Below are 22,235 nucleotides of genomic sequence, written 5' to 3'. Positions count from 1 at the left end.
TGCCCGTTGTAAACGGGCGCTCCGCTATTCCCCCACATCGCACTTGCTCTTGCTCGGCGGTTGCATTCGCGCGCCGAAGGCGCTGAACTTGCGCTCATACAACTGAGTCGCCCGGAACACGCACCGCGATCGGGCTGGCGATGGTTGGCGATGATTCTCAGGGGACAGGTCAAGTGAGTGAAGGGAAGAGGCTGGAGCGCGCCTGCCGTTTGTCAGTGTGGCGACGGGCGGGGGCGATTTCCTTGACGGCCTTGCGTGAGGTCCGCGTTCCCGCTGGCGAGGGCCGTTTGTGAGCGGGGCGGGCGTTTCGCCGCTGCGCACGGCGCTGGCCGGACTGTTCGCCATGGCGGCGGCGATGGGCATTGGCCGGTTCGCGCTGACCCCGCTGCTTCCCTTCATGATCGAGGGGATCCCGCTTAGCGCTGCGGAAGGTGGGCTGATCGCCTCCGCCAACTATCTTGGCTATCTGGTGGGCGCGCTGGCGGCGATGCGCGGCGGCACCGATCATCTGCGGCGCGGGTTCTTCCTCGCGCTCATCGCCAGCGCCGCCACCTCGGCGATCATGGGGCTCAGCGACAATCTTCTGTTTCTGTCGCTGGTTCGCTTCGCTGGCGGGGTGGCCAGCGCCTATGTGCTGGTGTTTTCCTCGGTTCTGGTGCTCGAACAACTGGCGCGCGATGGCCGCCCGGGCCTGTCGGCGGTGCATTTCGCCGGCGTGGGTCTCGGCATCGCGCTGTCGGCAGCGGTCGTCGGAACGCTGTCGCGTTTCGGGTTTTCCTGGCCGGGCCTGTGGCTGGCCGCTGGGGCGGTGTCCGCAGGGCTTTGCCTGTTGGTGGGCCTCAGTCTTGGCGCACGCGGCAAGGCCGGCGGCGCGCGGCGTTCCGGAGATGCAGCAAGCGCGGCGCAGAGCGTTCCGGCAGGGCAGGGGGACAGCGGCGCGACGGCGGCTCCCGCCCCCTCGACGGCCCTGCTGCGCCTGTCTCTTGCCTATGGTCTGTTCGGCGTCGGCTATGTGGTGACCGCGACCTTCCTGACGACGATCCTCAGGACCAGCGAGGGACTGGCTGCGCTGGAGGCCCCCATCTGGGCGCTGGTGGGCCTGTGTGCGGCAATCTCGATCCTGGTGTGGAACCGTGTGGCCGCCCGGATCGGCGGTGGGCGGGCGTTCGCGCTCGCCTGTGTGCTGGAGGCCGTGGGAGTGGTGGCCAGTGTCACAGTCACCGGTGTTGGCGGCTTCGTGCTGGCCGCGATCCTGTTCGGCGGCACCTTCATGGGGATCACCGCCCTTGGCCTGATGGAGGCGCGGCGCTTGTCCGCCGCCAATCCGCGCAAGGCGCTTGGGTTGATGACGGCCTGTTTCGGTGCCGGTCAGGCGATCGGGCCGGTGCTTGCCGGTGTCGGCGCCGATCTGTCGGGCAGCTTTGTCCTGCCCTCCCTGGCGGCCGCGGTGGCCCTTGTCCTGGCTGCGGGCCTTGTCGGCATCGGGGGTGACGAGGGCGGCTGATACGCCCTCGTCAAAGTCGGCTTTCTGGGCCGATGTCAGCTCTTGGCGAATTCCCAATAGAGCTCCCGGGCCCGGGCGGCCACCGGGCCGGGCGCAAGGTCTCGGTCCTCGATCCGGTTGATCGGCACCACCTTGTAGTAATTGCCGGTCGAGAAGATCTCGTCCGCATCGAGGAAGTCGCCATAGCCGAGGGTGCGTTCCTCCACCTGATAGCCGTCGGCGCGCAGCAGGCCGATGATCCGCTGCCGGGTGATGCCATTGAGGAAGGTGCCGTTCCAGGCCGGCGTCAGCACCACCCCGTCCTTGACCATGAACACATTGGCCGTGGTCAGCTCCGCCACATTGCCGAGCATGTCGAGCACGATGGCATTGTCGAAGCCGCGCCCCTTGGCCTCGACGATGGCGCGCGCGTTGTTGGGGTAGAGGCAGCTGGCCTTGGCGTTGACCGGCATGGTCTCCAGCGTCGGACGCCGGAATGGCGAGAGCGTGACGGAGATCGCCGTGCCTTCAGGTGCCATCGGCGCTTCGAACAGGCACAGGCAGAAGCGGGTGCTCTCCGGATCCGGCGCGATGGTGCCGATGCCATCGCCCTCCGCCCAGTAATAGGGCTTGATGTAGACGGCGGCGTTCGCGTCGAAGCGCTCCAGCCCTTCCCGGGTGAGTTCCATCATCCGGGCGACCGTCATGGTCGGCGTCAGGCCGAGCGCCCGGGCGGAGTCATTCGCCCGCTGGCAGTGCAGGTCGAGATCTGGCGTGACCCCTTCGAACGCACGGGCGCCGTCGAACACGCTGGAGCCGAGCCAGGAGGCGTGGCTGCGCGGTCCGATGATCGGCGGATTTCCCGGATGCCATTCGCCGTCAATCCAGTTCCAGGTGGTCGACCTCTCGGTCATGGGCGTCTCCCCGTGTTGGCGCCGGCGCTTGGCGGCCGGTCGGTTGATCGCCGGATCGAACGCCCTTCGCGCGACAAGGTCAAGGCCTTGCTACCGGGAAGGGAGAAAACAACCACAATGTTCTGCCCCGCGGCCGCGTTCGGGTGACTTTTCCCCTGAAGGGGCGAAAAGCGAAAGAAATCCTGTGGGGGAAGGTTTTGAAACGCGAGACGCGCGACCCGGGCCGGGAAGGTGTTCGCGGTGCCGGGATTGATCGGTTGTTTCTCTTATGTTCTCATCTGAATGTTGCATTGTCCGTCGACGGCGAGGAGGGCGACATGGAGCAGAGGCTGACACTGGTGACGCTGGGCGTGGAGGACCTCGCCGGGGCCCGCCGGTTCTTCGAAGAGGGGCTGGGCTGGCGGCCCGCAGGCTTCGGCGGCGACGACGTGGCGTTCTATGACACCGGCGGTTCCATCCTCGGGCTGTTCGGCCGGGCGGCGCTCGCGCAGGATGCGGGCGTTGCGGACGATGGCGGCGTCTTCACTGCAACTTCGATCGCCTGGAACGGGCGCAGCGAGGCGGAGGTCGATGCCGCCTTCGCCGAGGCGGTGGCGGCCGGGGCGGAGCCGATCAAGCCACCGCAGGCCGTCTTCTGGGGCGGCTATTCAGGCTATGTCCGTATTCCCGGAGGGCATCTGCTGGAACTTGCTTTCAATCCGGTCTTTCCGCTCGATGCGTCAGGCAGGATGCAAGTGCCGCCGCCAGCAGGATGAACGCGGCTTTTTGCGCCGCACAAAAGCATTGACCTTGGTCTGTGATGGCTGTTTTCTTGGCAGCGGAACAAGAAAAAGCATGCCGCGCAAAGGGTCATCATGTCTCTCTCCCCGCAAAAGCCGATCTCGGCCTATGTGTTCGACGCCTATGGAACGTTGTTCGATGTTCATGCGGCGGTGCGCCGTCACGCGAGCGGGATGGGCCCGGAGGCGCTGCGCCTGTCGGTGATCTGGCGGGAAAAGCAGCTTGAATATTCCTGGACCCGGGCGCTGATGGATCGCTATGTCGATTTCTGGTCGCTGACCGAACAGGCGCTCGATACCGCCTTTTCCATCGTCGGCATGGAAAACCCGGAACTGCGGCGCAAGCTGCTCGACGCCTACTGGAAGCTGGATTGCTATCCGGAGGTGCCGACGGTTCTGAAGCGGCTGAAGGATGAGGGGCACCGGCTGGCGATCCTGTCGAACGGCTCGCCGCAGATGCTGGAAGCGGCGGTGCGGGCCGCCGGCATCGAAGATCTGCTGGACGAGGTGTTCTCCACGGATCTCCTGCGCACCTACAAGACCCGCCAGGACGTCTATGAACTGGTCACCAACCAGTTCCGCATCTATCCGGAAACCGTGTCGTTCCAGTCATCGAACCGCTGGGACATCGCCGGCGCCAGCGCCTTCGGCTTCCGCACGGTCTGGGTCAACCGCACGGGCGCGGCCGACGAATATGCCGATCTGCCGCCGGCGGCGGTGCTGACCGACCTGAACGGGCTGCTGGCGCTCGGCTGAAGCGCCGGCGCCAGCAGGCTTTTTTCGGCGTCTCTCAGGTTTGCGAGCGTTCGATCCACTTCGGCGTTGACGGCGGTTGATAGGCGGCGAACGCATCGAGCAGCGCACCGGCATCGGTGTCGACCAGCACCATCGCGCGCATTTCCGGGCGCACGAATTGCTCGTCCCGCTGCAGGTCGAGGAAGCTCAGAAGGCCGTCGTAATAGCCCGCGGCATTGAGAAAGCCGCAGGGCTTGCGGTGATAGCCGAGCTGGCCCCAGGTCCAGATCTCGAAAATCTCTTCCAGCGTGCCGGCGCCGCCGGGCAGGGCGATGAAGCCGTCGGAAAGATCCGCCATCATCGCCTTGCGTTCATGCATGGAGCGGACCACATGCAGCTCGGTCAGCCCCTCATGGGCCAGTTCCTTTTCCTGCAGGGAGACCGGCAGCACGCCGACCACCTCACCGCCGGCGGCAAGGGCGGCATCGGCGACAACGCCCATCAGCCCGACCTTTGCCCCGCCATAGACGAGACGACGGCCGCTGCGGGCAATCGCCTGACCTGCCTGTTCGGCGGCGGCCCGGTAGTCCGGCCGTCCGCCCATGCTTGAGCCACAAAAGACACAAATGGATTTCAACTGCCTGTCCTTTTTTCTCGGGAGGGCGTGTGCCGGCGCGCCGCTGGGCGCGCCGGGCTCAAGGCTGTCAGCAGGCGCTGATCACTCCGCCGCGAGGGCGTCGAGCACCCGGGCCCAGGAGCGAATACCCTTGTGGAAGCTGGTCATTTCATACTTCTCGTTCGGCGAATGCACCTGGTCGTCGTCAAGGCCGAAGCCGATCAGCATGGAATCCATGCCGAGCATGGTCTTGAAGTCGCCGACGATCGGGATCGAGCCGCCGCAGCCGATCAAAGCTGCTTCGCGGCCCCATTCGTCGGACAGCGCCTTGCGTCCCTTGGCAAGGGCGGGGCTGTCGAACGGCATGCGCAGCGCCGGGCTGCCGCTCTGGTCGTGGAACGTCACGGTGCAGTCGCTCGGCATCTGCGCCCGCACATAGGTGCGGAACGACAGCCGGACCTGATCGGGATCCTGGTCGCCGGTCAGGCGGAACGAGATCTTGGCATGGGCGGCGGAGGGAATGACGGTCTTGAAGCCGGCGCCGGTGTAGCCGCCCCAGATGCCGTTGACCTCGCAGGTGGGCCGGGTCCAGATCTGCTCCAGAACCGAGCGATCGGTCTCGCCCGCCGGCTCCTTCAGGTCGACCCCACCGAGGAAGGCCTCCTGGTCGAAGCCAAGGCTGTCCCAAAGGGCGGTGACATCCTCCGGCATCTCCACGACGCCCTCATAGAAATGGGGCAGGGTCACCCGGCCGTTCTCGTCATGCAGCCCGGTGAGGACCTTGGTGAGCACATGGATCGGATTGCGTGCCGCACCGCCGAACATGCCCGAATGCAGGTCCTTGTCGGCGGCGGTGACGGTCACCTCCTCCTTCACCATTCCGCGCAGCATGGTGGTGATCGCCGGGGTCTCCCGGTCCCACATGCCCGTGTCGCAGACCAGCGCCAGGTCGCAGGACAGTTCGTCCTTGTTGGCGGTGAGGAACGGATGCAGCGAGGGCGAACCGGATTCCTCCTCGCCCTCCAGCAGCACCGAGACGGAGAGCGGCAGGTCGCCGGTTTCGGCGATAAAGGCCCGTGCGGCCTCCACGAAGGTCATCAACTGACCCTTGTCGTCGGCCGCGCCGCGGGCAACGATCATCTTGCTGCCGTCCTCGCGGGTAACGATGCGCGGGGCGAAGGGGTCTTCCTCCCACAGTTCGATCGGGTCGATCGGCTGGACATCGTAATGGCCGTAGAACAGCACATGCGGTCCGGGCTTTCCCTCGCCCTTGCGGTGACCGACCACCATCGGATGGCCGGTGGTGTCGCGCACGGTGGCGGGAATGCCGATCTCGGTGAGTTCACGGGCAAGCCACTCGGCCGCCTGGCGGCAGTCGTCCTTGTAGGCCGGATCGGTCGAAATGCTCTTGATGCGCAGAAGGTCGAACAGACGGTTCAGCGAGGTGTCGAGATCGCTGTCAATCCGCGCGAGAACCCGGTCAAGCTGCGACATGAGATGCTCCAGAAACAATGTGATGATGGCAGGATTTGAGGGCCGTACATGGCCACAGATCACCAGGCGAGGCAAGACGCAGGCGGGGCCGTTTTCCGCAGATCGGAAAACGGCCCCGCGCATTGGCTGTCCGGGAGAGGCGATCTTTGCCCTAGAAGTTGCTCACCTGGACGCAGGCGCTTTCGATGTTGGCGCTGGTAATTTGCGTGCCGTTCACCGAGAAGGCGTCGCCCGCCGCCTGATTGAGCGCGCTCGCCATGTAGGGGGAGCGGCCGCAATCGTTGCCCGAGTTGGTCACGCTCACATTGCCGTTCATTCCGGAGAAGGTGCCCATCATCCAGAAGCCGGCCTTGGCGGCACGGTCGATGGTGATATCCGCGAAGGTCAGATTGTCCGCGGGGTTCATCATCTGCATCAACTGGATGCCGATGACGTCGACGTTGGAAATCGAGATGTCGCGGAAGTCGGAATCGCGAATCTCCTGGATCATCATGCCGCTGTTGCTGGCGTTGGCGATCGTGAGGCCCTCGAAGTGATAGCCCTTGTTCGATTCGGCGCCGACGATGATCGAACCATCGCCGCTGAAGCCGCTGATGTTGATACCGCTGCGCTTGCCCAGGTTGGTCACCGCGCCAAGATTGGTCAGGGAGGAATTGCGGTAGGCGATGTCGCCGGAGGCGACGAAGGCAAAGCCGTCCGCGCCGGTCCGGTCGATGTTCAGCCGCTCCAGGTCGGCATTGTGCACATAGTGGAAGACGGCGCCTTCCTTGGCGGTCTCGGTGATCGCCATGTCGCGGACGGTGAGGTTCTTCGAAACATTGGCGAAGAAGCCGGTGCCGACCCGGTTGATCGAGACGCCCGAAATATCGGCGCCATCGACCCGGTCGAGACGCAGGCCCACGCCCTTGACCAGCGCGGTCGGGTCGAAGTTGCTGAAGCCGTCCGCGCCGGCGAAGCTGATGTCCGACATGGCGACGTTGCGCACCGTCAGGCCAGCGCCGTTCTCCACGTTGACGCCGCCGACCGCCTGGCCGGCCAGCCGCAGGTCGGCCACGGTGACCCCGTTCGCGCCTTGCGCGGTGATCGCCGTCCGTCCGCCCGTCAGCGTGAAGCCGGTGACGGAGCTGTCATTGGCCATCTGGAAGATATCGGCACCCGCGTCGGTGGCGTTGAGGTGGGCGCCGCCCACCCGCACGCTGCGCCCGGTCAGCGGGTTGCGCACGTCGAAGGCGCCGGCCACGCGCTGGTTGTCGGACAGGGTGATGGTGCCGGAGATGTCCACCGGGCCGGTACCGCCATGGACGAAGATCTGGCGGGCGGAGCCGGCGCTCGCGATGTCGCTTTCCAGCGTTGCGCTGCCCGCGTCGAGGATCGTGAGATTGTCGAGCGCGGCGCCGGTTGCCGCATCCACACCGGTGACCGCCCGGCCATAGGCGCCCCCTTGAGCGACGATGTCGACATCGCGCACCACCGTCTCGGTCATGCGCTTTTCCAGCGGGCTGAGCTGCGGGCCCTCGTCCATGCCAAGCGCACGCTGCAGCGGCAGGCGCAGGCGGGCGCCGAAGAACCCCTGGTTGCCGCGTGGTTCGTCATACTGGTATTCGGCGAGAAGGCTGAGCCGGGTGCCTTCCACCAGCACATCGTCGATACGGTATTCGGCGCGTACCCGCGGCCCCCAGATCGTATCCGCCTTGTCGTCGAAGAAGGCGTAGCCACCCGCGTGAAGCCAGAGCTGGTCCTTGCCCTCCGGCAGCAGGCTCAGGCCCTTGAGCAGGGCGCCGGCTTCGGCGTCGAAGCCGGTCATCGCCCGTTCCTGACCCTCGCGCACCGTGATGCCGCTGCCGCCCACGTTGGCGGTGTCGAAGGCCGCAACGGACTGGGTGGTCTTGCCGAAGGGGAGGTAGGCATTTGCCCGCAAGGTGAGCGCCTCGGTCATCACCTCGCCGCCGAGGGTGAACTGGGTGAAGTGGCTGTTGTGCTCGGTGCGGCGGTAGTCGAAGAAGCCGTAAGCGCCGGCGATCCAGCGCCCGTCGATGATCTGGCGCACACCAAGGCCCGCGTTGACCTCCTGCGAGCCTTCGCTGCCGAACGTGCCGCGAATGTCGGTGTAGATCAGTCGGTCGAAGCTCTGGAACAGCGGCACGAACACGGATGTCTCGCCGATGCTCCGCTTGGTGCCGGCCTTGCCGCCGACCTCGATATGCGGCCCCCATTTGCGGGTATCGCCGGTGCTGCCATCCCCGGCAAGGGCACTGGCGCCGAGGAGGGGAACAAGGGCGAGGGAGCCGCAAAGGGCGGTGGTGGTCAGTGTCAGCGCCGGCCGGCGGCGAAGGGTCTGGGTCATGGCGTTGCCTTCCCGGGCCGCAGGGCGGGCAGCGGCGCGCGCGAAGGCGCTCGCTCCGCGCCACCTGGCGGTGAACGGGACTTTCCGAATCTGGGATGTGATGGAAACGGCCGCGGGCCTGGCGGGAGGAGCTGGGGGCGGTCCGAAGAGGTCAGGGCCTGACCGGGAGGTCAGAACATGGGCGCCTCGATAGACCGGGGCAAAACAGGAGTCAATGACTCAAGAATTAATAGTTGGTTGAAACCGCTTGATCTTTTCTCGCGAAAGGGGAGTTTGGCGCTTCTTTGACCAAAGACCCGACGGAAGGCGGGTCGCAGAACTTGAGGGAAGCGTCAGGGCAACAGTCTGGCGTCCCCTATTTCTGGCCCGCGCCGTTCGGTGATGATCACCTCCAGCCGCAGGGAGCCGATGGCTTCGTCCAGAGCCGTGCGCAGCCGGGCCTGGAAGGCGTCGATCTCGGCCGCCGTGACCGAACGCTGCGGATCGAGATAGACCGCCACATAGTGGCTGCGCCCGGCGCGCAGGACGGCGCAGCGCAGGTAGCGGAAGCCGGTCTCCAGCGCAGCCGCGCGGGTGCGGCGGGCGACAGCGGCGACCGTTGCCGGAGGGGCGCTGATGCCGGCAAGGTCCGCCAGCGAGCGCAGGAACAGGCTGACCGGTTGCCAGATGATCAGCGCCACGAGGGTGACGACGATGAGGGCATCGCCGATCGGGATCAGCGGTTCCAGCACGGTGCCAGGCAGGAAGGGCAGGGACAGCAGCGCACCGCCGGCGCCAAGGCTGATGGCCCCATCGATCAGCGACGCCTTGCTTTCGGTCTGGAGAATGGCGCTGCGCCGTCCGGTGGTGACGTAGGCGCGGTGGTAATTGTAAGCGAGACCGGCGCAAATCAGGACCACGGTGACCGCATAGACGGCGATCGGGCCGAACACCAGCGTCGGCACTGTGCCGCCGGTCAGATAGGTGGCGATCTTTGACAGGCTGACGAACAGGGCGAAGATCAGGATGCCGATCAGGATCATGCTGCGGAAGGTGACGTAAAGCGCTTCGTCGAAGTCATAACCCCAGGGGCGCCGCCGGTTCGCGGGGCGGGCGATGGACAGGCCAATGCGCGCGGCCACGATGGCGGAGAGGAAGTTGACTGCGGAATAAAGCCCGTCCACCAGCATCGCATCGGAGTGCGACAGCAGCGCGGTGGCGACACCGGCGACCGCCATGAAGAGGTTGGCCCATTTGCCGACCGTCAGGGCCCGAGCCTCGATCTCCATGTCGCTGCGCGGTGGGTGGGCGTTTGCGGGCATGCCTGTCTCCTGCGCCTGCGTTCGGGGGGGCAGCCTAAAATCCCCGCTTCATCGAACCGAGAATACCGCGGGCCAATGCCCGGCCAAGTGCGGAACCGAGCGAGCGCACCACCGATTTGACCGCCGTATCGGTGACGCTGTCGGAGCGACGGCTGCGGCTGCGGCTACGCGACGGGGCAGGCGTGTCGTCCCGGCCGAAATCGGGCACGGAAAAACCCGATCTTGTGCGGCGCGGCGCCCCTCGGCGCTTGGTCTCCTGCGCTTCCCGGTCGCGCTGGCGCTCTTCCAGTCGGGCGGCCTCCTCGGCGCGCCGGCGCAGGACCTCGAAGGCGGAGTCCCGGTCGCGCGCCTCGTCGTAGATCCCGGCGACGGGGCTGAGCCGGATCAACGCGCGGCGCTCGCTGGCGGTCAGCGGACCGAGGCGGGAGGAGGGCGGCCGGATCAGCGTGCGTTGCACCACCGAAGGAATGCCCTTGCCTTCCAGCGTCGAGACCAGCGCCTCGCCGACCCCCAGTTCCATGATTACCTGCTCGGTATCGAGCTCCGGGTTGGGGCGGAAGGTCTCTGCGGCGGCCCGCACCGCCTTTTGCTCGCGCGGGGTATAGGCGCGCAGCGCATGCTGGATCCGGTTGCCGAGCTGGGCAAGCACGGTTTCGGGCACGTCCAGCGGGTTCTGGGTGACGAAATAGACGCCAACTCCCTTGGAGCGGATCAGCCGCACCACCTGTTCGATCTTGTCGAGGAGCGCCTTCGGCGCCTCGTCGAACAGAAGATGCGCCTCGTCGAAGAAGAACACCAGCCGGGGCTTTTCCGGGTCGCCGACCTCGGGCAGCTCCTCGAACAGCTCCGACAACAGCCACAGGAGGAAGGTGGCGTAGAGGCGAGGCGCGGCCATCAGCTTGTCGGCGGCCAGCACGCTGACGACGCCGCGCCCGTCGCGCGAGATCCGCATCATGTCGCGAATGTCGAGCGCCGGTTCGCCAAAAAAGGCTTCTCCGCCCTGGCGGTCGAGCACCAGAAGCTGGCGCTGGATCGCACCGACCGAGGCTTTCGACACATTGCCATAGAGCTTGGACAGTTCGGAGGAGCGCTCGGCCACATGGGCGAGCAGGGCCTGAAGGTCCTTGAGGTCGAGCAGCAGGAGCCCCTCGTCGTCGGCCAGCTCGAAGGCGACGTTCAGAACCCCTTCCTGGGTGGGGTTGAGATCCATCAGCCGGGCGAGCAGCAGCGGCCCCATTTCCGACACGGTGGTGCGGATCGGATGGCCCTGTTCGCCAAAAAGGTCCCAGAACACGGTCGGGAAGTCCTCATAGACATAGTCTTCGAGAAAACCGATATCGGCTGCCCGCTTTTCCAGGAAATCCTTGGGCTCGCCGGCGGCGGCGATGCCGGACAGGTCGCCCTTCACATCGGCGCAGAACACCGGCACGCCGGCATTGGAAAAGCTTTCCGCGAGGATTTGCAGGCTGACGGTCTTGCCCGTGCCCGTGGCGCCGGTGATCAGCCCATGGCGGTTGGCAAGGCGCAGCGACAGGTATTCCGGCTTCACCGAGCCGCCGAGGAAAAGTCTGTCGTCAGCGCTCACGTCATGGTCTCCGCTGTTTGCCGGTAGTTGGGGGCGTCACAGATGCGCCGCAGGGCCGGTCAGAATAGGGGCAACCCGTGATGTACCTTGCGGTAACGGCGCTGTACAGCCGTTGTGATCCGCTTCAGTCTATTGTCAGATACGTCCTGCATTGAAGCGTGATTCTGGAGAAGGCGCATGGACGAACTCATCAGCCGCATCGCCAGCGCCGTTGGCGTGAGCGAAGACGTCGCCGGACAGGCGGTGAAGATTATCCTCAATTTCCTCAATTCGGATGGTCCCAAGGAGCAGGTGGCCCGTTTGATGGCGGCCCTGCCCGGCGCCGAGGGACTGCTTGATGAGGCTGGCTCCAGTGGTGGTGGTCTGCTCGGCAGCCTTGGCGGCATGATGGGTGGCGGCATGGGGGCCATGGCCGCGCTCAACAAGCTGACCAACGTCGGCCTCGATATGGGGCAGGTACAGGGCGTGACCCGCGAATTGGTCTCTTTCGCCCGCGAAAAGGCTGGACCGGAGCTCGTCGACGAGGTGGTCGACGCGATCCCAGGTCTTGGTCAGATCCTGTAATCAGGCATTGCAACGCCGGCTGCGTTGAGGCCGGCTTCATTGGTGGAGAAACTGATGTCGTATCCCATTATCGAAATCGAGGGCATCGGCCCGGTCTATGCGGAGAAGCTGACGGCGGTGGGGATCAAGACCACCGGCGACTATCTGGAGCGGGCCAAGGACCCCAAGGGGCGCAAGGCGTTGGCCGAGGAGACCGGCATTGACGACAAACGTATCCTGAAATGGGCCAACATGGCCGATCTGATGCGCATCAGCGGTGTCGGCGAAGAGTATTCGGAGCTGTTGGAAGCGGCCGGCGTCGATACGGTCAAGGAACTGAAGCACCGCAATGCGGAAAATCTCGCGGCGAAGATGAAAGAGGTCAACGACGAGAAGAAACTCGTCCGCCTCGTGCCCAGCGAGAAGAACGTGGTGAAATGGGTCGAGCAGGCGAAAGAGCTGGCGCCGATGATGACCTACTGAGGGCCGGCCGAGGCCGGTTCGCCGCGCCGGCGGCAATCCGGCAGGCCTCGCCGCACGTGCGGCAATCCGACCATGAAGACCGGTGCCTTGTGCGGCGCCGGTCTTCACGCTGGCGCCAAACGCGGGGGAAGTCTCCGCAGCTAGCGCTGGGTAAATGTCGCACACATCGGGGATTTTCCTGATCGGACATTGCCGAGCGCGGGAGACATGCCTAAGTTGCCTCCCGTGAGCGAAGCCGGACCGGCCCTCGGTTCGTGGCTTCGGCAAGAGACATGCCCCATTCGGAGGACCTCTTTATGGCATTTGAACTCCCGGACCTTCCCTACGCCTATGATGCTCTGGGGCCCTATATGTCGGCCGAGACGCTGGAGTATCACCACGACAAGCACCATCAGGCCTATGTCACCAACGGCAACAATCTGCTGAAGGACTCCGGCCTGGAAGGCAAGTCGCTGGAGGACATCGTCAAGGAGAGCTACGGCAAGAACGCCGGCCTCTTCAACAACGCGGGCCAGCACTACAACCACATTCATTTCTGGAAGTGGATGAAGCCGAATGGTGGCGGCTCCTCGCTGCCGGGCGCGCTGGCCGCGAAGATCGACAGCGATCTCGGTGGTTTCGACAAGTTCCGCGCCGATTTCATCGCCGCCGGCACCACCCAGTTCGGCTCCGGCTGGGCCTGGCTGGCCATGAAGGATGGCAAGCTGGTCGTGATGAAGACGCCGAACGGCGAGAATCCGCTGGTGCATGGCGCCGCGCCGCTGCTCGGCGTCGACGTGTGGGAGCATTCCTACTACATCGACTACCGCAACGCCCGGCCGAAGTACCTGGAAGCCTTCGTCGACAACATGATCAACTGGGACTATGTGGACGAGCTGTTCCAGGCAGCCTCTTAAAGGCCCCCGGATACGGAAAAGGCGGCCCTGGTGGCCGCCTTTTTTGTGATGGCAATGCCCCCAAGGGGTGCCCTCCCGGACGAAGCGTCAGCGAAGATCCGGGGGCGGAGAGGCACGGCCCCTCGTCCTTGCTGATTGAAAACGCAGGTCTTTCGGCTCTCCGATCCCGGTTCGGGGACCGGGATGACGCAGGAGTTGCCTTTGCTCCGGACGACGCCACTTCATGGGCAACGGCGGCCCGACACCGGACACCGCCCCACACTCCGCGTCCTCCCGGACGAAGCATCAGCGAAGATCCGGGACCGGAGAGCCACGGCGTTTCGGTGTCAGTCCGTTGGCCTCGCGGCAGCTGCCTTTGTCCTTTGGCGGCAGTCTGAAAAAAAAGCGGCCCCGGTGGCCGCCTTTTTTGTGGGTCCCGCGGATAGGGGGCGCTGGCGCTCAGTAGCCCTTGCGGCATTCGCGGGTGAAGGTCTGCAGCAGGAAGCCGGAAATATAGCTCACGAATGCACGGCATTCCGCCTCTGTCTGGAAGCAGCCTTCCCGCGAATAGGGGCGGGTCTTGAAATCGACCTGCTTGCGCCCGCCAACCAGACCGCGCCAGATGTTGTCCGCGCCGTATTGCGCCGCCATGGCGCGGCAGTCATAGCGCGTGCCATAGGTCTGCGGCACATAAGCCTCGTCATAGGTCGGCGCGAACAGGATATCGCCGACCACGCTGCCAGTGGTGGTGCTGGTCGGACTGCAAGCGGCGAGCGTGAGGCTGGCGGCGAGAACGGTGGCTGTCAGCGGTCTGGACATGAGGCTCCTCTGGGCGGATAGGCGGCTCCACCGTGGCACGGGGAGCCGCGACGGTGTAAGCCCTTTGACAGGGCCTGTCGACGCTTTTGGCGTCGGCACGACAGTCACACCGGCACGAGTGTATCTTCGATGAACAATGCGACCAATGCCGCGAGCCTGCAAGCCCTGGGGGGCACCGGACTGGACGAGGGCACGGCGAACCGGCTCTGGCAGGCCGGGCGGGTCATTGAGCTCCCGGTCGGGCAGCGGGTTTTCGCCCCCGGAGAGGCGTGTCAGGGCTGGCTTTTGGTTCTGTCCGGCTCGGTGCGGGTTACGTTCACCGCCGATACCGGGCGGGAAATGCTGCTTTACAGGGTCGCGAGCGGCGAAACCTGCGTCCTGACCACCGCCTGTCTCTTGGGCGAGGATCTTTATTCCGCCACCGGCGAAACCGAGGCGCCGACCCGCGCCTTCATGCTGCCGGCGCCCTCGGTGACACGTTTTCTCGACGAATCGCCTGCATTCCGGCGCCTCGTCTTCAATGGCTTCGGCCAGCGCCTTGGCGAGATCCTGAAGCGGATGGAGGACGCGGTATTCCACCGGATCGATGCCCGGCTGGCGCGCCTGCTGCTGGAAAAATCCGAAGACGGGAAGGAGATCGCCGCCACCCAGGCCGAGCTGGCCGGAGAGCTGGGAACGGCGCGGGAAGTGGTGTCGCGCCAGATCGCCCGCTGGGCGCGCGAGGGCATTGTCGCGCGGCAACGGGGCACCATCGCCGTGTTGCGCCCGGAGGGACTGCGCCGCTTGGGCGAGATATCCTCCGAGGAACTGTGACCTAGTCACCGACAGCTGTCAGATGGATCTGATAATTTCGGGAAATCGAAACAAAACGGGCGGCGCCGGAGGATCCGGCAGGCCGCGCGCCTGATGCTGGGAGACATGACATGGCACTGGTAACCACCAATGTGGGCACGGCTGATCGTATTGTGCGGATCATCGTTGGCGTGGCGCTGATCGCCTTCGCGCTGTTCGGTCCGGCGGACATCACCTGGAAATGGGTCGGCTGGATCGGCGTCATGCCGCTCCTGACCGCCTTTCTGAAATGGTGCCCGGCGTACACAGTTTTCGGCATCCGCACCTGCAAGGCAGATTGACGGACAAGGCGGATTGGCCGACAGACTGACCCGGGAACAGGCCGGGTGAGGGAGCAGGACGGGGCTTCCGGAGACTCTGGCTTTCCTTGAGATGTGGATGCGGCGCGAGGGAGCCCCTCGCGCCGCATTCGTATCTGGTATCGGTGCGCGCCGGGTATCACGCCTTTCCGGTCACCTTCAGGGCGAAGGCATAGACCAGCGCCACCTCCTTCAGCCGGTCGAACCGGCCGGAGGCGCCGCCATGGCCGGCATCCATGTTGGTCTTCAGGTAAAGCGGCGCGTCATTGGTGCGCCGTTCGCGCAGCCGCGCCACCCATTTCGCCGGCTCCCAATAGGTGACGCGCGGATCGGTCAGACCGCCAAGCGCGAGGATTGGCGGGTAGTCCCTTTCCGCAATGTTGTCATAGGGCGAATAGGCGGCGATCGTCCGGTAGTCGGCCTCGCTGGCAATCGGGTTGCCCCACTCCGGCCATTCCGGCGGAGTCAGCGGCAGGGTGTCGTCGAGCATGGTGTTGAGCACATCGACGAACGGAACCTCGGCGATGATGCCGCCGAAGGCGTCCGGCGCCATGTTGACCACCGCCCCCATCAGCATGCCGCCGGCGGAGCCGCCTTGCGCGACGATCCGGTCCGCCGAGGTGAAACGTTCCGCCGCGAGGTAGCGGGCGGCGGCGACGAAATCGGTGAAGGTGTTGGCCTTCGCCTGCCGGCGCCCGTCCGCGTACCAGCGAAAGCCCTTGTCCTTGCCGCCGCGAATATGGGCGATGGCGTAGACAAAGCCCCGGTCGACCAGCGACAGGCAGTTGGTGTTGAAGCTCGCCGGGATCGAGATGCCATAGGAGCCGTAGCCGTAGAGAAGGCAGGGCGCGCTGCCGTCGAGCGGTGTATCGGCGCGGTAGAGCAGGGTGACCGGCACGGTCTCGCCATCCTCGGCGGGCACCTGCAGGCGCCGGGTGACATAGTCCGCCGGATCATGGCCGGAGGGCACTTCCTGCGTCTTGCGCAACACCCGTTCGCGGGTCTCCATGTCGTAGTCGAACACCTGGCTCGGCGTCGTCATCGACGAATAGGAAAAGCGGATGCGGTTGGTGTTGAACTCGTACCCGTCCGACATGCCGAGGGAATAAGCTTCCTCGTCGAAGGCGATGGCGTGTTCCAGCCCATCGGCGAGCCGGCGCACGACGATGCGCGGCAACCCGTCCTCGCGCTCCAGCCGCACCATGTGCTTGGCGTAGACGGTGACGGAGAGGATCAGCCGGCCTTCCCGGTGCGGCACCAGGTCCTGCCAATTGTCGCGGCCGGGCGCGTCCACCGGCGCGGTGACGACGCGGAAATCCTCCGCGCCATCGGCGTTGGTGAGGATGACGAAGCGTTCGCCGTCATCCTCCACCGAATACTCCACCGCCGTTTCGCGCGGGGCGATCAGGCGCGGTTCGGCGGTCGGGTCGTCGGCCGGGATCACCCGCACCTCGGAGGTTTCGTGATCGTGGCTGTCGATCAGGATGAAGCGGGCCGATTGGGTCTGGCCCACGCCCATGAAGAAGCCCGGATCGGCCTCCTCATAGACCAGCACGTCGCCGGCCGGATCGGTGCCGACCTCGTGGCGGAACAGCTTCGAGGGCCGGTGATTGTCATCGAGCCGCACATAGAACAGATAGCGGCCGCAGGCGGACCAGACACCGCCGCCGCCGGTGTCGGGAATGCGGTCGGCAAGATCCGCGCCGGTGGCCAGATCGCGCACCAGAAGCGTGTAATACTCCGATCCCTTGTCGTCATAGGCCCAGGCGAGCCGGGAATGATCGGGCGAATGCATCGCTCCGCCGAGACGGAAATAGGCCTTGCCCTCGGCCTCCTTGTCGCCGTCGATCATGAGGGTTTCCGCGCCGCCCTCGCGCAGGCAGCGCACCAGCTTCGGATGCTGGCCGCCGGTCACATAGCGGATGCCATAGGCATAGGGGCCGTCGGGGGCGGGAACGGAGCTGTCATCCTCCTTGATCCGGCCCTTCATCTCGGCGAACAGGGTGTCCTGCAGGCCGGCGGTGTCGGCCATGCCCGCTTCCAGATGCGCGTTTTCCGCTTCCAGATAGGCGCGGATGCCGGCGTCCAGCGTTTCCGGCTGGCGCATTACCTCCTGCCAGTTGTCGGCACGCAGCCAGGCATAGTCATCCGTCCGCGCGATCCCGTGGATCTCGTGGGTGACGGGACGCTTCTCGGCACGCGGGGTTTCGGAAGGGGCGGCGGGGGGAGGGGTCTTGTTCAGCATGATTTCGGAGGTAGGCGCTTTGCCGGGCGATGGCAAGAGGCCGCCACTCGAACACGTGAAGCCCGAACACCTCGTCCCCGAACCGGATGCTGGCCCGGCAAGGCCGCCCCCGATCCTTCGCAACGTCGGGAAGGATCGGGGGCGGTTGGTGTGTTGCGGGCTTACTCGGCCGCTTCGCGGAAGGCCGGATTGTGGGTCTTCGGCTTGGCCTTGAGTTTCAACTCGCGCAGCTCCTCGCGGGCCCGCTCGCCATTGCGCAGGAGCTGGAACTTGCCCGGCTGGTACTGCTTCGGCGCGAAGACATCATCCACCCCGTATTCGCCGGCGGCGCGCAGGGTGAAGGCCGGGTCGGCCAGATGCGGCCGGCCAAGGGCGATGAGGTCGGCGCGACCCGCGGTCAGGATCGTGTTGGCCTGATCGGCCGTGGTGATCGCCCCGACCGCCATGGTGGCGATTTCGGCCTCGTTGCGGATCTGGTCGGCGAAGGAGGTCTGGAACATGCGGCCATAGACCGGCGAGCTTTCCGGGCTGGTCTGGCCGGTGGAGACGTCGATCAGATCCGCGCCGGCCTCGGAGAACGCCTTGGCGATGGCGACGCTGTCCTCGCCGGTCAGGCCGCCCTCGATCCAGTCGGTTGCCGACAGGCGCACCGACATGGGCTTGTCGGCCGGCCAGACGGCACGCATGGCCTTGAACACCTCCAGCGGGAAGCGCAGCCGGTTTTCCAGCGCGCCGCCGTATTCATCCTCGCGGATGTTGGTGACCGGCGACAGGAAGCTGGCCAGCAGGTAGCCATGGGCGCAATGCAGCTCGATCATGTCGAAGCCGCAGGCGATGGCACGCTCGACGCTGGCGACGAAATCCGCCTTGACCGCATCCATGTCGGCCCGGTCCATCGCCTTCGGCACCTGGCTTTCCGGGTAATAGGGCAGGGCGGAGGCGGCCAGGATCGGCCAGGCCTCGGCCTCCGGCAGCGGCCGGTCCATGCCCTCCCACATCAGCTTCGAGGCGCCCTTGCGCCCGGCATGGCCGAGCTGCAGGCAGATCTTCGCATCGGTCTGACCGTGCACGAAGTCGGTGAGGCGGGTCCAGGCGGCCTGCTGGTCGTCGTTCCACAGGCCGGTGCAGCCGGGGGTGATGCGCGCGCTCGGCGAGACGCAGGTCATTTCGGTGAAGACCAGTCCGGCGCCGCCCATGGCGCGCGAGCCGTAGTGGACGAAATGGAAGTCCTGCGGCACGCCCTCCACGGCTGAATACATGCACATCGGCGAGACGACGAAGCGATTGGCCAGCGTCATGTCGCGCAGGGCGAAGGGCTGGAAGGCCGGCACGGTCGGGTTTTCGGTGTCGATGTCGAAACCGCTGTCGCGCAGCTTGCGGGCGAAGGTACGGGTGGCCTCGGCGACGAACTCCGGTGCGCGCAGCTCCAGATTGTCATAGGTAATGGCCTTGGACCGGGTCATCACGCCGAAGGCGAAGGTCACCGGGTCCATGTGCCAGTAGCGCTTGACGTGCTCGAACCACACCAGCGACACATCCGCCGCGTGCTGGGTCTTTTCCACGTCCTCGCGGCGGCTGACCTCGAAATCGGCCAGCGCGGCGCTGATGCCGTCCGTGCGCATCACGCTTTCGTAAAGGGCGATGGCGTCTTCCATCGCCAGCTTGGTGCCCGAGCCGATGGAGAAATGGGCGGTCGACTTGGCATCGCCCAGGAGAACCACGTTGCCCATGGTGCTGCGGGCGTTGCGGATCATCGGGAAATTGCGCCACATGGAGCGGTTGATCAGGAGCGGATGGCCGTCCAGTTCCTCGGCGAAGACGCCCTCCAGATAGGTGGCGGCCTCCTGCTCGCTCATGTCGCCGAGGCCGGAGCGCTCGAAGGTCTCCGGATCGGTCTCCAGCACCCAGGTCGAGCGGCCCGGCTCATACTGGTAGGTATGGGCGATGAAGATGCCCGCCGGCGTTTCCTTGAAATAGAAGGTGAAGGCGTCGAGCGGCTTGGTCGAGCCCATCCAGGTGAACTTGTTGGGGCGCAGGTCGACGCTCGGCTGGAAATGATCGCGATGGGCTTCGCGCACCGCCGAGTTGATGCCGTCGGCGGCGACGATCAGGTCGGCGCCCGCGAACTGGGAGAGGTCGGTGATGTCGGTCTCGAACCGCATCTCCACGCCCAGCTCCCGGGCCCGCTCCTGCAACAGCAGCAACAGGGTGCGACGGGAACAGCCGCAGAAGCCGTTGCCGCCGATGCGGAACGAGGCATCCTTGTAGTGGATCGCAATGTCGTCCCAATAGGCGAAGTTCTCGGTGATCGCCCGATAGCTTTCCGCATCATACTGCTCGAAAGTCTCAAGCGTCTGGTCGGAAAAGACGACGCCGAAGCCGAACGTATCATCCGGACGGTTGCGTTCATGGACCGTGATGCTGGCCTCCGGCCGCGCCTTCTTCATCAGAATCGCGAAATAAAGACCTGCGGGTCCGCCTCCGATCACTTCAATACGCATTGACCTGTCCCTTCTCCCAGTTGCCGTTCCGCCTCCCCGGTTTCGGGCAACGACGGCTTGCGTCCATTCGAGAGATATTTTAAGCTTAAAATAATTGAGGATGCAATGCCGATTTGGCAAGGGCCCGGATTGGCGGAAATCCGGCGAAACGGGCCGGCTCGAAGAGGAGGTGCGACGTGACGAAGGGTCCGTTCGACGGCCGGCATGTTCTGGTGACCGGGGGCACGCGCGGCATTGGCGTGGCGATTGCCCGAAAGATGGTGGCCGAAGGCGGCGTGGTGACCATTCTGGGCCGCAATGCGGTGCGGGCGGAGACCATGGCGCGGGAGATCGGCGCCGCCGGTTTCGCCGCCGCCGATGTTACCGACCGGGCAGGGCTGATCGCCGCGATTCGCGAGGCCGAGGAGCGCCATGGCGGTGTCGCCGTTCTGGTCAACAACGCCGGTGCGGCGGAAAGCGCACCGTTCCTGAAGACGCCGCCCGAGCAATTTGCGCGAATGCTGTCGATCAATCTGGAAAGCGTCATCACCGCCTGTCACGCGGTGTTGCCCGGCATGATCGCGGCGAAGGGCGGACGGATCATCAACATCGCCTCCACCGCCGGTCTGAAGGGCTATCGCTATGTCTCGGCCTATGTGACCGCCAAGCATGCGGTCGTCGGCCTGACCCGGTCGCTGGCACTGGAGACGGCGGAAACCGGCATCACCGTCAATGCGGTCTGCCCCGGCTTCGCCGATACCGATCTGGTGCGCGAGAGCATTGCCCGGATTCGGGAAAAGACCGGTCGCGACGAGGCCGAAATCATCGCGGAGATGGTGCGCGACAATCCGCAGAAGCGGTTGATCGATCCGGCCGAGGTGGCCGATTGCGTGGCCTGGCTTGCCGGCGACGGTGCCGGTGCGGTCACCGGGCAGTCGATCGCCGTGGCCGGCGGCGAAGTGATGTGAGGTCGTGATGGGTGAGACAATGCCGGATACCGGCCCGATGACAGTCGATGCGGAAACCCGGATGCAGGGCGGGGAGGATCACCGTGCCGAGTTGCGGCTGTGGCTGCGCCTTCTCACCTGCACCACGCTGATCGAGAGCCAGATCCGCTCGCGGCTGCGGGCGCGCTTCGATGTGACCCTGCCGCGCTTCGATCTGATGGCCCAGCTTGAAAAGGCGCCCGAGGGCATGACCCTCGGCGATCTGTCGCGCCGCATGATGGTGTCGGCCGGCAATGTCACCGGCCTTGTCGAGCGTCTGGTGCAGGACGGGCTGGTCGACCGGCGTCCCGCCCCTGGCGACCGGCGGTCGGCACTGGTCAATCTCACGGACAAGGGCCGGAAGGCGTTCGAGGAGATGGCCCACGATCACGGCGATTGGATCGGCGAGATGTTCGACGGTCTCGACGAGGCCGACATCGACACCCTGATGCGCCTTCTTGGCAAGGCAAAAACCTCCGCCCGCGCTGCCCAGGCCCGGGTCTTACCGACCTCTACAGACAAGGATGACGCCCATGGCTGACATGGCTCCGCAGATGGCTCCGCTGGAAACCTACGCGATCACGCTGCCGGTTCGGGACTATACGCCCCGGCACTTCCTGCTGGAGGTCGACGGCAAGACGGCGACCATCACCCTCAACCGCCCGGACCGCAAGAACCCGCTGACCTTCCAGTCCTACGCGGAGCTGCGCGACCTGTTCCGCGCCCTGCAGTTCGACACGGAAGTGAAGACCATCGTGATCACCGGCGCCGGCGGCAACTTCTGCTCCGGCGGCGATGTGTTCGAGATCATCGAACCGCTCCTGTCGCGTGACATGCCGGGCCTGTTGCAGTTCACCACCATGACCGGTGAACTGGTTAAGGCGATGCGCGCGTGCCCGCAGCCGATCGTGGCCGCCATCGACGGCATCTGCGTCGGCGCCGGCGCGATCATCGCCATGGCCTCGGATCTGCGCGTCGGCACAGCGGGCGCCAAGGTCGCCTTCCTGTTCAACCGGGTCGGCCTCGCCGGCTGCGACATGGGCGCCTGCGCCATTCTTCCGCGCATTATCGGTCAGGGCCGGGCCAGCGAGCTGCTCTACACCGGCCGGGTGATGAGCGGCGAGGAGGCCGAGCGCTGGGGCTTCTTCAACCGGCTCGCCGAGGCCGATAGCGTTCTTGCCGAGGCGCGCAAGCTGGCCGACAGCCTGTCCGCCGGACCGACGTTCGCCAATTCGATGACCAAGCGGATGCTGCACATGGAATGGGACATGTCCGTCGATCAGGCGATCGAGGCGGAAGCCATGGCCCAGGCGGTGTGCATGAAGACCGAGGACTACACCCGGGCCTTCAACGCCTTCGCCGCCAAGCAGAAGCCCGTGTTCGAAGGCAATTGAGGAGCTTT

General features: G+C 65.6%; 20 protein-coding genes. 11 read left to right on the top strand and 9 right to left on the bottom strand.

The annotated features are described in order from the left end of the window. Window positions 1–289 precede the first annotated feature (289 nt). Complete coding sequence (locus LC062_RS08660) at window positions 290–1,504, top strand: YbfB/YjiJ family MFS transporter (RefSeq protein WP_224910638.1); 1,215 nt, start codon at window positions 290–292, stop codon at window positions 1,502–1,504. Window positions 1,505–1,539: 35 nt separating this feature from the next. Here the strand turns inward: LC062_RS08660 and LC062_RS08655 are convergent, their stop codons facing one another. Continuing rightward, window positions 1,540–2,397 (bottom strand): branched-chain amino acid aminotransferase, encoded by an 858-nt coding sequence (locus LC062_RS08655; protein WP_224910637.1) that lies wholly within the window; start codon window positions 2,395–2,397, stop codon window positions 1,540–1,542. A 317-nt stretch (window positions 2,398–2,714) separates the two neighbouring features. Here LC062_RS08655 and LC062_RS08650 point away from each other — a divergent pair, with 317 nt between their 5' ends. Beyond that, window positions 2,715–3,152, top strand: a complete 438-nt coding sequence (locus LC062_RS08650) for a VOC family protein (RefSeq protein ID WP_224910636.1) — start codon at window positions 2,715–2,717, stop codon at window positions 3,150–3,152. Window positions 3,153–3,251: 99 nt separating this feature from the next. After that, entirely contained in the window at window positions 3,252–3,932 is a 681-nt protein-coding gene (locus tag LC062_RS08645; protein ID WP_224910635.1) for a haloacid dehalogenase type II, read from the top strand. A 34-nt stretch (window positions 3,933–3,966) separates the two neighbouring features. On the opposite strand, the gene LC062_RS08640 is transcribed toward LC062_RS08645, so the two are convergent. The 5 genes from LC062_RS08640 to LC062_RS08620 all read right to left on the bottom strand — a co-directional run bounded on the left by LC062_RS08640 (window position 3,967) and on the right by LC062_RS08620 (window position 11,251). Next, a complete protein-coding gene (locus tag LC062_RS08640; RefSeq protein WP_224910634.1) occupies window positions 3,967–4,548 on the bottom strand; it encodes an LOG family protein in 582 nt (193 codons plus the stop codon). Between the two features lie 81 nt (window positions 4,549–4,629). Next, window positions 4,630–6,021 carry a M20/M25/M40 family metallo-hydrolase gene (locus LC062_RS08635; protein WP_224910633.1) on the bottom strand — a complete coding sequence of 464 codons (1,392 nt, stop codon included), beginning with the start codon at window positions 6,019–6,021 and terminating at the stop codon, window positions 4,630–4,632. Between the two features lie 151 nt (window positions 6,022–6,172). Next, entirely contained in the window at window positions 6,173–8,365 is a 2,193-nt protein-coding gene (locus LC062_RS08630) for an inverse autotransporter beta domain-containing protein (protein ID WP_224910632.1), read from the bottom strand. Between the two features lie 332 nt (window positions 8,366–8,697). Next, window positions 8,698–9,666: a cation transporter gene (locus LC062_RS08625; protein ID WP_224910631.1), complete on the bottom strand. Its 969-nt coding sequence runs from the start codon at window positions 9,664–9,666 to the stop codon at window positions 8,698–8,700. Window positions 9,667–9,700: 34 nt separating this feature from the next. Beyond that, complete coding sequence (locus LC062_RS08620) at window positions 9,701–11,251, bottom strand: helicase HerA-like domain-containing protein (protein WP_224910630.1); 1,551 nt, start codon at window positions 11,249–11,251, stop codon at window positions 9,701–9,703. 177 nt (window positions 11,252–11,428) lie between these two features. Between LC062_RS08620 and LC062_RS08615 the strand changes: the two genes are divergently transcribed. From LC062_RS08615 to LC062_RS08605, 3 genes are all read left to right on the top strand, one after another. Beyond that, window positions 11,429–11,815 carry a DUF2267 domain-containing protein gene (locus LC062_RS08615; RefSeq protein WP_224910629.1) on the top strand — a complete coding sequence of 129 codons (387 nt, stop codon included), beginning with the start codon at window positions 11,429–11,431 and terminating at the stop codon, window positions 11,813–11,815. Window positions 11,816–11,869: 54 nt separating this feature from the next. Further along, a complete protein-coding gene (locus LC062_RS08610; protein WP_224910628.1) occupies window positions 11,870–12,277 on the top strand; it encodes a DUF4332 domain-containing protein in 408 nt (135 codons plus the stop codon). Between the two features lie 296 nt (window positions 12,278–12,573). After that, a complete protein-coding gene (locus tag LC062_RS08605; protein WP_224910627.1) occupies window positions 12,574–13,173 on the top strand; it encodes a superoxide dismutase in 600 nt (199 codons plus the stop codon). Between the two features lie 438 nt (window positions 13,174–13,611). Here LC062_RS08605 and LC062_RS08600 read toward each other — a convergent pair whose 3' ends face one another. Beyond that, window positions 13,612–13,971 (bottom strand): hypothetical protein, encoded by a 360-nt coding sequence (locus LC062_RS08600; RefSeq protein ID WP_224910626.1) that lies wholly within the window; start codon window positions 13,969–13,971, stop codon window positions 13,612–13,614. A gap of 129 nt (window positions 13,972–14,100) precedes the next feature. Here LC062_RS08600 and LC062_RS08595 point away from each other — a divergent pair, with 129 nt between their 5' ends. Both LC062_RS08595 and LC062_RS08590 read left to right on the top strand, forming a co-directional pair. Next, window positions 14,101–14,784: a Crp/Fnr family transcriptional regulator gene (locus LC062_RS08595; protein ID WP_224910625.1), complete on the top strand. Its 684-nt coding sequence runs from the start codon at window positions 14,101–14,103 to the stop codon at window positions 14,782–14,784. A gap of 110 nt (window positions 14,785–14,894) precedes the next feature. Beyond that, window positions 14,895–15,104, top strand: a complete 210-nt coding sequence (locus LC062_RS08590; RefSeq protein WP_224910624.1) for a YgaP family membrane protein — start codon at window positions 14,895–14,897, stop codon at window positions 15,102–15,104. 157 nt (window positions 15,105–15,261) lie between these two features. On the opposite strand, the gene LC062_RS08585 is transcribed toward LC062_RS08590, so the two are convergent. Together LC062_RS08585 and LC062_RS08580 are read right to left on the bottom strand one after the other, a co-directional pair. After that, complete coding sequence (locus tag LC062_RS08585) at window positions 15,262–17,367, bottom strand: S9 family peptidase (protein WP_224910623.1); 2,106 nt, start codon at window positions 17,365–17,367, stop codon at window positions 15,262–15,264. A 161-nt stretch (window positions 17,368–17,528) separates the two neighbouring features. Further along, complete coding sequence (locus tag LC062_RS08580; protein WP_224910622.1) at window positions 17,529–19,868, bottom strand: bifunctional salicylyl-CoA 5-hydroxylase/oxidoreductase; 2,340 nt, start codon at window positions 19,866–19,868, stop codon at window positions 17,529–17,531. A 176-nt stretch (window positions 19,869–20,044) separates the two neighbouring features. Here LC062_RS08580 and LC062_RS08575 point away from each other — a divergent pair, with 176 nt between their 5' ends. From LC062_RS08575 to LC062_RS08565, 3 genes are read left to right on the top strand one after another with little or no spacing between them, the layout of a single operon-like run. Continuing rightward, window positions 20,045–20,815, top strand: coding sequence for an SDR family NAD(P)-dependent oxidoreductase (locus tag LC062_RS08575; protein WP_224910621.1), 771 nt, complete (start codon window positions 20,045–20,047; stop codon window positions 20,813–20,815). 37 nt (window positions 20,816–20,852) lie between these two features. Continuing rightward, window positions 20,853–21,374, top strand: coding sequence for a MarR family winged helix-turn-helix transcriptional regulator (locus tag LC062_RS08570; RefSeq protein WP_224910827.1), 522 nt, complete (start codon window positions 20,853–20,855; stop codon window positions 21,372–21,374). A 1-nt stretch (window position 21,375) separates the two neighbouring features. Beyond that, window positions 21,376–22,227, top strand: a complete 852-nt coding sequence (locus tag LC062_RS08565) for an enoyl-CoA hydratase family protein (RefSeq protein ID WP_404829701.1) — start codon at window positions 21,376–21,378, stop codon at window positions 22,225–22,227. The last annotated feature ends 8 nt before the right edge of the window (window positions 22,228–22,235 follow it).

The organism is Stappia indica, from assembly GCF_020177335.1.
GTDB classification, from domain to species: Bacteria; Pseudomonadota; Alphaproteobacteria; order Rhizobiales; family Stappiaceae; genus Stappia; species Stappia indica_B.
Note: the sequence above shows the minus strand (reverse complement) of the source record. Positions and strands in the feature narration are given on the sequence as shown.

Bases quoted from the DNA above. Each gene is read 5' to 3' on its own strand.
- LC062_RS08625 (WP_224910631.1), bottom strand. From the start codon at position 9,666: ATGCCCGCAAACGCCCACCCACCGCGCAGCGACATGGAGATCGAGGCT.
- LC062_RS08590 (WP_224910624.1), top strand. From the start codon at position 14,895: ATGGCACTGGTAACCACCAATGTGGGCACGGCTGATCGTATTGTGCGG.
- LC062_RS08580 (WP_224910622.1), bottom strand. From the start codon at position 19,868: ATGCGTATTGAAGTGATCGGAGGCGGACCCGCAGGTCTTTATTTCGCG.
- LC062_RS08615 (WP_224910629.1), top strand. From the start codon at position 11,429: ATGGACGAACTCATCAGCCGCATCGCCAGCGCCGTTGGCGTGAGCGAA.
- LC062_RS08600 (WP_224910626.1), bottom strand. From the start codon at position 13,971: ATGTCCAGACCGCTGACAGCCACCGTTCTCGCCGCCAGCCTCACGCTC.
- LC062_RS08570 (WP_224910827.1), top strand. From the start codon at position 20,853: ATGACAGTCGATGCGGAAACCCGGATGCAGGGCGGGGAGGATCACCGT.
- LC062_RS08645 (WP_224910635.1), top strand. From the start codon at position 3,252: ATGTCTCTCTCCCCGCAAAAGCCGATCTCGGCCTATGTGTTCGACGCC.
- LC062_RS08655 (WP_224910637.1), bottom strand. From the start codon at position 2,397: ATGACCGAGAGGTCGACCACCTGGAACTGGATTGACGGCGAATGGCAT.
- LC062_RS08595 (WP_224910625.1), top strand. From the start codon at position 14,101: ATGAACAATGCGACCAATGCCGCGAGCCTGCAAGCCCTGGGGGGCACC.
- LC062_RS08635 (WP_224910633.1), bottom strand. From the start codon at position 6,021: ATGTCGCAGCTTGACCGGGTTCTCGCGCGGATTGACAGCGATCTCGAC.
- LC062_RS08630 (WP_224910632.1), bottom strand. From the start codon at position 8,365: ATGACCCAGACCCTTCGCCGCCGGCCGGCGCTGACACTGACCACCACC.
- LC062_RS08610 (WP_224910628.1), top strand. From the start codon at position 11,870: ATGTCGTATCCCATTATCGAAATCGAGGGCATCGGCCCGGTCTATGCG.
- LC062_RS08565 (WP_404829701.1), top strand. From the start codon at position 21,376: ATGGCTCCGCAGATGGCTCCGCTGGAAACCTACGCGATCACGCTGCCG.
- LC062_RS08605 (WP_224910627.1), top strand. From the start codon at position 12,574: ATGGCATTTGAACTCCCGGACCTTCCCTACGCCTATGATGCTCTGGGG.
- LC062_RS08650 (WP_224910636.1), top strand. From the start codon at position 2,715: ATGGAGCAGAGGCTGACACTGGTGACGCTGGGCGTGGAGGACCTCGCC.
- LC062_RS08585 (WP_224910623.1), bottom strand. From the start codon at position 17,367: ATGCTGAACAAGACCCCTCCCCCCGCCGCCCCTTCCGAAACCCCGCGT.